5 protein-coding genes are annotated in these 6,732 nt (G+C 69.2%); 2 read left to right on the top strand and 3 right to left on the bottom strand.

Going from position 1 to position 6,732, the window contains the following annotated elements; all coding sequences use genetic code 11:
• The first annotated feature begins 93 nt into the window (after window positions 1–93).
• Window positions 94–1,095 (top strand): LacI family DNA-binding transcriptional regulator, encoded by a 1,002-nt coding sequence (locus ABD116_RS11400; RefSeq protein WP_343967847.1) that lies wholly within the window; start codon window positions 94–96, stop codon window positions 1,093–1,095.
• On the opposite strand, the gene ABD116_RS11405 is transcribed toward ABD116_RS11400, so the two are convergent.
• The 3 genes from ABD116_RS11405 to ABD116_RS11415 all read right to left on the bottom strand — a co-directional run bounded on the left by ABD116_RS11405 (window position 1,092) and on the right by ABD116_RS11415 (window position 5,687).
• Window positions 1,092–2,756, bottom strand: a complete 1,665-nt coding sequence (locus ABD116_RS11405; protein ID WP_343967850.1) for a M14 family metallopeptidase — start codon at window positions 2,754–2,756, stop codon at window positions 1,092–1,094. The genes ABD116_RS11400 and ABD116_RS11405 overlap by 4 nt on opposite strands.
• A 178-nt stretch (window positions 2,757–2,934) precedes the next feature.
• A complete protein-coding gene (locus ABD116_RS11410) occupies window positions 2,935–4,083 on the bottom strand; it encodes an FAD-dependent oxidoreductase (protein WP_343967852.1) in 1,149 nt (382 codons plus the stop codon).
• Between the two features lie 92 nt (window positions 4,084–4,175).
• Window positions 4,176–5,687, bottom strand: coding sequence for a GMC family oxidoreductase (locus tag ABD116_RS11415; protein WP_343967854.1), 1,512 nt, complete (start codon window positions 5,685–5,687; stop codon window positions 4,176–4,178).
• Between the two features lie 72 nt (window positions 5,688–5,759).
• Here ABD116_RS11415 and ABD116_RS11420 point away from each other — a divergent pair, with 72 nt between their 5' ends.
• Window positions 5,760–6,479 carry a TetR/AcrR family transcriptional regulator gene (locus ABD116_RS11420; RefSeq protein WP_343967856.1) on the top strand — a complete coding sequence of 240 codons (720 nt, stop codon included), beginning with the start codon at window positions 5,760–5,762 and terminating at the stop codon, window positions 6,477–6,479.
• Window positions 6,480–6,732 lie beyond the last annotated feature (253 nt).

The following is a 6,732-nucleotide window of genomic DNA, read 5'->3' on the forward strand; positions in this document are numbered from 1 at the left end:
CCTGAGTTTTTACAACGATTGACATCCGCTGTAAAGGCCTGGCCGTCCGAGGCCATGGCACACTCAGGCAACAGTTGGGCGAAGGGATGACGGATGGCGACCAGGCTGAGCGATGTGGCGGCACGCGCCGGGGTGTCGGTGAAGACGGTCTCCAACGTCATCAACGACTACCCGCACATCACCGCGCAGACCCGGGCCAAGGTCGAGGCCGCGATCGAGGCACTCGACTACACCCCGAACGTCAGCGCCCGCTCGCTGCGCAAGGGCCGCTCCGACTTCATCGCGCTGGCCATCCCGGAGATGGCCTCCCCGTACTTCGCTGAGCTGGGCGCAGCCATCAGCCGGGCGGCCAAAAAGCGCGGCATCACCGTCCTGATCGACCAGACCGAGGGTGAACCGGCCGCCGAGAAGCTGGTCCTCGACGGTATGCGTGGCCAACTGATCGACGGCATCATCTTCTCGCCGATCACCACCGCCCCGGCCAAGATCGAGCTCGCCGCGAACGCGAAACCGCTCGTCCTGCTCGGCGAGCGCCATGCGGGCGGCACCCTCGACCACGTCGCGGTCGACTCGGTCCAGGCGTCCTTCGACGCAACCACGCACCTGATCTCGATCGGCCGCCACCGGATCGCCGCGATCGGGGTCGGCGGCGGCGCGGGGACGGGTGCCGTACGGCGGAAGGGCTACCGCAAGGCGCTGAAGGCGGCGGGCCTGCCGCTCGATCCCGCGCTGGAGCTGGCCGGCACGGGGTACCACCGGGAGGACGGTGCCGCGGCGATGCGCGAACTGCTCGCGCTGCCCGACCGGCCTGATGCCGTGTTCTGCTTCAACGATTCGCTCGCGCTCGGCGCCTTGCGCTCGCTCGCCGACGCCGGGCTGTCGGTGCCCGGGGACGTCGCGGTGGTCGGCTTCGACGACATCGAGGACGGCCGTTACCACTCACCGTCGCTGACGACGATCTCGGCGGACAAGGACTGGCTCGCCGAGAACGCCGTAGCGCTGCTGCTGGACCGGATCGCGGGAACCGGTGAGGTCGACCGCCGCGACCTCACCGTTCCCTACACCTTGCAGATTCGCGAGTCGACCGCCGGCTAGAAGGCCGCCGCGCAGGTGGTGAGGTTCGCCGTGACGGACGCTCCCCGGGCCACTGTGATCGCGCGGGTCTCCAGCACCTGACCGGTCGGGCGCTCACAGGTCAGCGTCCACGACTCCGTACCGCCTTGCTGGACGGTGATCGGCCGCGTCGACGGGTTGGCGTGGTACGTGTACGTGCCACTCGCGGGCACCGTCATCGTGGTGTCGAGCACGTCCGGGATGAGAGTGCCGTTCCAGGTCTTGGTGTTGAACGACTTCTTCAGCCGCAGGACCGCGCCGGCTGGGCCGGTACCGGTGATGATCGAGTGCCGGGCCGGGTTGATCGTGCTCTCGGCAGCGATCAGGTAGGCCTCGCGGTTTCCCTTGCCTGCGGTGCTTCCCGAGCCGAAATAGAAGTTGGCGATGTTGCTGAACGCCGGGTGGAAGCTGCTCGCGCCGTGCTCGAAGGTGAAACCGAGTCCGCCGGTCGCGTAGTACGACCAGTCTTCGGTGGTACCGGTTGTGTCGTAGAGCTCGTAGCCGAATTGGCTGTCGTAGCCGTTCTGGGCCGCCATCTGGTCGCCGAGCGACTTGTAGAGCGCCTCGTCCGGGGTGTTGCCGGCACCGGCGTACCCGGGCTCACGTAGTACCAGGTTGGAGTAGGTGTGGTTCGTGATCAGGGTCGTCGCCTGGTACGACGAGACGAGCGACTGGATGTTGCGTGACTCCGGCTCGCTGAAGGCGCTCGCACCCCGGTACGTCTCCGAGGTGAGGCTGGTCGACGCGCCCGGGCCGCCCCAGAAGCCGGCGTAGTTGCGGTTCAGGTCGGTGCCGCGCGACTGGTTGGACGACTGCCCGCATTGGCCGGTGGTCGGGATCTGGCCGTTGGTGACGCGGCAGTTCTTCCGCTTCATCTCGTAGCCGAGGGTGCGGCTCAGGTTGAAGCCGTCGGGGTTCACCACCGGGACGATGACGATCCGCGCCTTGTCCAGGATGTTGGTGATCCGCGGCACCACACCGTCGTTCTTCAGCAGGTCGTAGGCGAACTCCATCGTCAGCTCACCCGACGGCCACTCGCGCGCGTGGTGCAGGCCCATCATGATGAACACCGGCTTGCCGTTGCTCACGTTGACGTCGCGGCTGATCTCGATGCCGCGGACCGTACGGCCTTCCAGCGAGGTGTTCTTCAGCGTGATCGGCTTGACCTTCGTCGGGTACTGCGACGCCAGCGAGGCCAGGTCGTTGTTGTAGTCGGCCAGTTGCCGGTACGCCGTACGCCCGCTCGGCAAGGTGGCGAGGATGGCGCGCGTCTTCACCGCCTTCGCGTACGCCGCGTCCGCGCGCTCGCGTTCCTGGTCGGCGCCGACCAGATCGTCCTCGAGCACCGACCAGGTGAAGCCGGCCAGCTTCAGCAGCCGCCGATCCTGGTTGCCATAGGCAACCACGTCGACGTAGTTCTTGCCTGCCGACTCGGCCAGGTCGAGATCCAGGGTGTTCAGTCGCTTGCGATCGGCCGTCGTCGGGGTGTTGATCCGGAGCAGCTGGATCAGCTCGGCCTTCTCGTAGGCCTGCACCTTGCGGTCGGGTGGCGCGACAGCCTGGACATGGCTACCGGCGCCGACGACCACGGCAGCCGCGATCGCGAGGGGGACAAGTCGGTGCCATCGGGCGGGATGGAACACGGTGACCTCCAGTAGTGAGGTTGTTGCAATGGGTAACTGGAGGGTAGGGCTCCGAGGTGGGCAGGTGGAAGCAGTTCCCGGAGAAGAGCGGGGAAACCCGCGCACCGCGCTCCGCGCGGTGCGCGGGTGGGGTGTGGGGGCGGCAGCAGGTGGTGGGTGAGGAGGCGCGGGAGGTGGGTTAGCGGGGGCCGATGGCGGCGAGTTGTTCTGCGAGCCCACGCCGGAAGGCGGGCAGGTGGGACAGCAGGTGGAGGCCTGCATTGCGGGCCGGCCTCAGCGCTGTCGGTGCTGTTGCCAGGCGGGTCAGGCGGTGGGCGAGTGCTACTACCCGGACTGCTTCTTCGCGGCTGGCTTTGGCGTAGTCGTCGAGCTTGGATTCGTCGCCGGTGGTCAGGGCGTCGGCGAGGGCATCGCCCAGGACGACGGCGTCGCGGAGGCCGAGGTTCATACCTTGGCCGCCTGCTGGGCTGTGGGTGTGGGCCGCGTCGCCGGCCAGTACGACCCGCCCTTCGCGATACCGATCGGCCACCCGCTCATGGATCCGGAAGCGCGAACCCCAGACCACCTCGGTGACCCTCGCACTCTCCTCCTGCGGCCCGCGAGCGTTGAGCAACCGCTGCGCATAGGCGACATCCGGATGCTCCGGCGCCTCCTCGACCTCAGCAACCAACCGAAAAGTCCCATCCGGCAACGGCGCCGCCACCAGCATGCCCGACTTCGAGAAGTACAGCAGTACTTCGTCAGCCGGCAGCCCACTCTCCACGCGCACATCCACCAGCGTGAAGTTCAGCGGCAACGCCTCAGCACCGTCGAATCCGAGCCCGGCCAGATCACGCATCCGGCTGTTCATCCCATCGGCGGCCACGACGTACTGCGCCTTGATCACCTCACCCGACTCCAACGAGACCTCGGCACCGTCCACGCTCTGCTGTACCCCGGTGGCGACGTACGGACGATGGACCGTGCCACCGAGCTCGGCCAGCCGCTCGAGCAGGACCTGCTCGGTGACGTTCTGCGGGATCATCAGGACATACGGGTACTCCGTCGGCAGCTTGTCGAAGCGGACCGGGACGAGCGTCCGGTCGCCGTCGGCGATGTTGAACTGCTCGACGTGGATGCCGAGCTCGGTCAGCCGCTCGCTGACCCCGATCCGCTCCAGCAACTCCAGCGTCCGCGGGTGCACCACGGAGGCACGCGAGGTGTTCGCTCCCGCCGCCTGCCGATCGACCACCGTCACCTGCCGACCATGCCCGGCCAGCGAGACCGCCACCGCCAGCCCCACCGGCCCGGCCCCCACCACCAGCACCTCGGTCTTCTCCGGAATCATCCCGACCACCCCTTCCCGGTCAACGCCTGTTGGCCAACGCTTGTTGACTTCACTGTAGGCAGGGTGAACCAGCCAAGTCAACACTCGTTGACCTACGGTGTTCCAGACGGAGTGCGCAGCCAGGTGGAGATTCGCTCGGCGAGCATGATGGTGGGGAGATTGGTGCCGGCGGCGGGGATGGCCGGCATCACCGAGGCGTCGGCGACCCAGAGGCGGTCGACGCCGTAGACGCGGCCCTGGGCGTCCACCACCGCGTCGTGGTCAGGGTCGGGACCCATCCGGCAGGTGCCGACCGGGTGGTGGTACGACGCGACGCGGGCGCGGACGGAGTCGGCGATCGCGGTGTGGTCGTCGTCGGCAACGGTCGGTCCGGGCGCCAGTTCGGCGCCGGTGACGAGGGCGGCGAGTGGCTCGGTGCGGGCGATCCGCCGGGCCTCGACGATCGCCTCGACCATCCGGGCGAGGTCATCGGGGTGGCGGAGATGGGCGACGTCGATGAGCGGTGGATCGTCGGGGTCGGCGCTCCGGAGGCGTACCGATCCCCGCGACCGCGGCGCGATCAGCCCGGCGACGATGCCGAACACCGCGCCGGCCTCGCTGACGTCGCGCTCGACAGGGAACGGTCCGGCGGTGAACAGATGCAGGTCCGGCGGACCTGCGGACGTCGGGGCCAGGGTGGCGATCGCCTGGAACCGCGGACCGTCGGCGGGTCTGGTGGGTAGGTCGACCGCGACGATCGGGTGGTCGATCAGGTGCTCGCCGACCGCCGGAAGATCAGCCACGACATCGATGCCGAGACGGGACAGCCGAGCCGCGGACCCGATGCCCGAGCGGGCCAGGATCGCCGGGCTGGCGTAGCTGCCGGCCGCCAGAACGACCCGGTCGGCCTCGATCAGTTCGCCGGTTGTGGACCGTACGCCGACAGCGACTCCGTCGGCGATCCGCACCCATCCGATCGTCACGCCGGAGCGGATCGTGAGATTCGGGCGATGCCGGGCGGCCGAGAGGTAGGCGACGGCAGTGCTCATCCGCAGGCCGTCGCGGACGTTGCGTGGTGTCGGTCCGACGCCGAGCGCGCCTGGCCGGTTGTGGTCCGCGACGTACGCGTGTCCGGCCTGGACCGCGGCATCGATGAAGGCCCGCTGGATCGGGTTGAGCTCGTCGACGGGGTGGCGGCGGATCGGGATCGGGCCGTCGGCCCCATGCCACTGATCGGCGAAGTCCAGGTCGGACTCCAACCGCCGGAAGAACGGCAGTACCTCCGCGAAGCTCCATCCGGGGTTTCCCAACTCGTGCCAGCGGTCGTAGTCAGCCGGCGCGCCGCGCAGTGCGAAGCAGCCGTTGGTGGCCGAACAGCCGCCGATCAGCCGGGCTCGCGGAAGTGAGATGCGCCGGTCCAGACTGTCGGCCTCAGCCTGGTACCCCCAGTCGTGGCCCACCGTCGGCTCGGAAGCGTCGGCGACATCGGCCGGCAACTCGTCCAGGGTCGGATAGTCCGGCCCGGACTCGACCAGTACCACCGAACACGCCTCCTCCTCGCTCAGCCGGGCCGCCAGCACGCACCCCGCTGTGCCACCCCCCACCACGATCACGTCGGCGCCCATCCCGGCCCCCTCCCCACCTCTCACGATCGCACGAGCTGGCCAAGTCAACACCTGTTGACCTACGGTGTGAGGATGAGCGATGGGAAGCGGTCGGCGGATCGGACCCGGGGGGTCATCCTGGCGGCGGCGCGGGAGCGGTTCGCGGCGGACGGCTACGAGCGGGCGACGATCCGGGCGATCGCGGCCGACGCGGCGATCGATCCCGCGATGGTGATGCGGTACTTCGGCAACAAGGAGAAGCTCTTCGCGGCCGCGGCCGAATTCGACCTGCGGCTGCCCGATCTGAGCAAGGTTCCGCGGGAAGAGATCGGGGCGGCACTCACCAACCACTTCCTCGACCGCTGGGAGGACGACGAATCGCTCAAGGCGCTACTCCGCGCCAGCGTCACCAACGAGGCCGCCGCCGACCGCATGCGCCAGCTCTTCGCCGACCAACTCGGCCCAGCGATCATGCACCTGAGCACTCCGCCCGGCGGAGGCGACGCGCACCGGCCAGGCCCCGGATCTCACCTCGGCAACCCCGTCGGCGGAGCGCAACCCGGCGACCCCGTCGGCGGAGCGCAACTCGGCGACCCCGCCACCCCGGTGCCCACGGCCAGTGCAGCGACGCGCGCGGGGCTCGTCGCCACCCAGGCGCTCGGCTTTGCGCTCTGCCGGTACATCCTCGCGCTTCCGCCGGTCGCGAACCTGACTCGCGAGGAGGCGGTCGCCTGGCTCGGCCCGACCATCACCCGCTACCTCACGGCTCCACCCACCCCCAGGTCCGGCCTCAACCCTCCCCAAACCGGTTGAGTCACCCTTCGGGCACACCACACCGGCCACTGATCGATTGTTCGACCACCGTCGCGCCTTCACTAACCATCTGAGGGGTTATCCCCTGAGATGGTGGGTTGCCCCCCGAGAATGCGGCGAGGCAACCCACCATCTGCGGGGTTAACCCCTCAGATGGTGCGACGGGCCGGGGCAAGACGGGGCGGGGCAGGGCGGGGCGGGGCGGGGCGGGGCAGGGCGGGGCGGGGCAGGGCGGGGCGGGGCTAGGGCGGGG

Source organism: Kribbella koreensis (assembly GCF_039525325.1).
Classification (GTDB): domain Bacteria; phylum Actinomycetota; class Actinomycetes; order Propionibacteriales; family Kribbellaceae; genus Kribbella; species Kribbella koreensis.

Bases quoted from the DNA above. Each gene is read 5' to 3' on its own strand.
- ABD116_RS11415 (WP_343967854.1), bottom strand. From the start codon at position 5,687: ATGGGCGCCGACGTGATCGTGGTGGGGGGTGGCACAGCGGGGTGCGTG.
- ABD116_RS11420 (WP_343967856.1), top strand. From the start codon at position 5,760: ATGAGCGATGGGAAGCGGTCGGCGGATCGGACCCGGGGGGTCATCCTG.
- ABD116_RS11410 (WP_343967852.1), bottom strand. From the start codon at position 4,083: ATGATTCCGGAGAAGACCGAGGTGCTGGTGGTGGGGGCCGGGCCGGTG.
- ABD116_RS11400 (WP_343967847.1), top strand. From the start codon at position 94: ATGGCGACCAGGCTGAGCGATGTGGCGGCACGCGCCGGGGTGTCGGTG.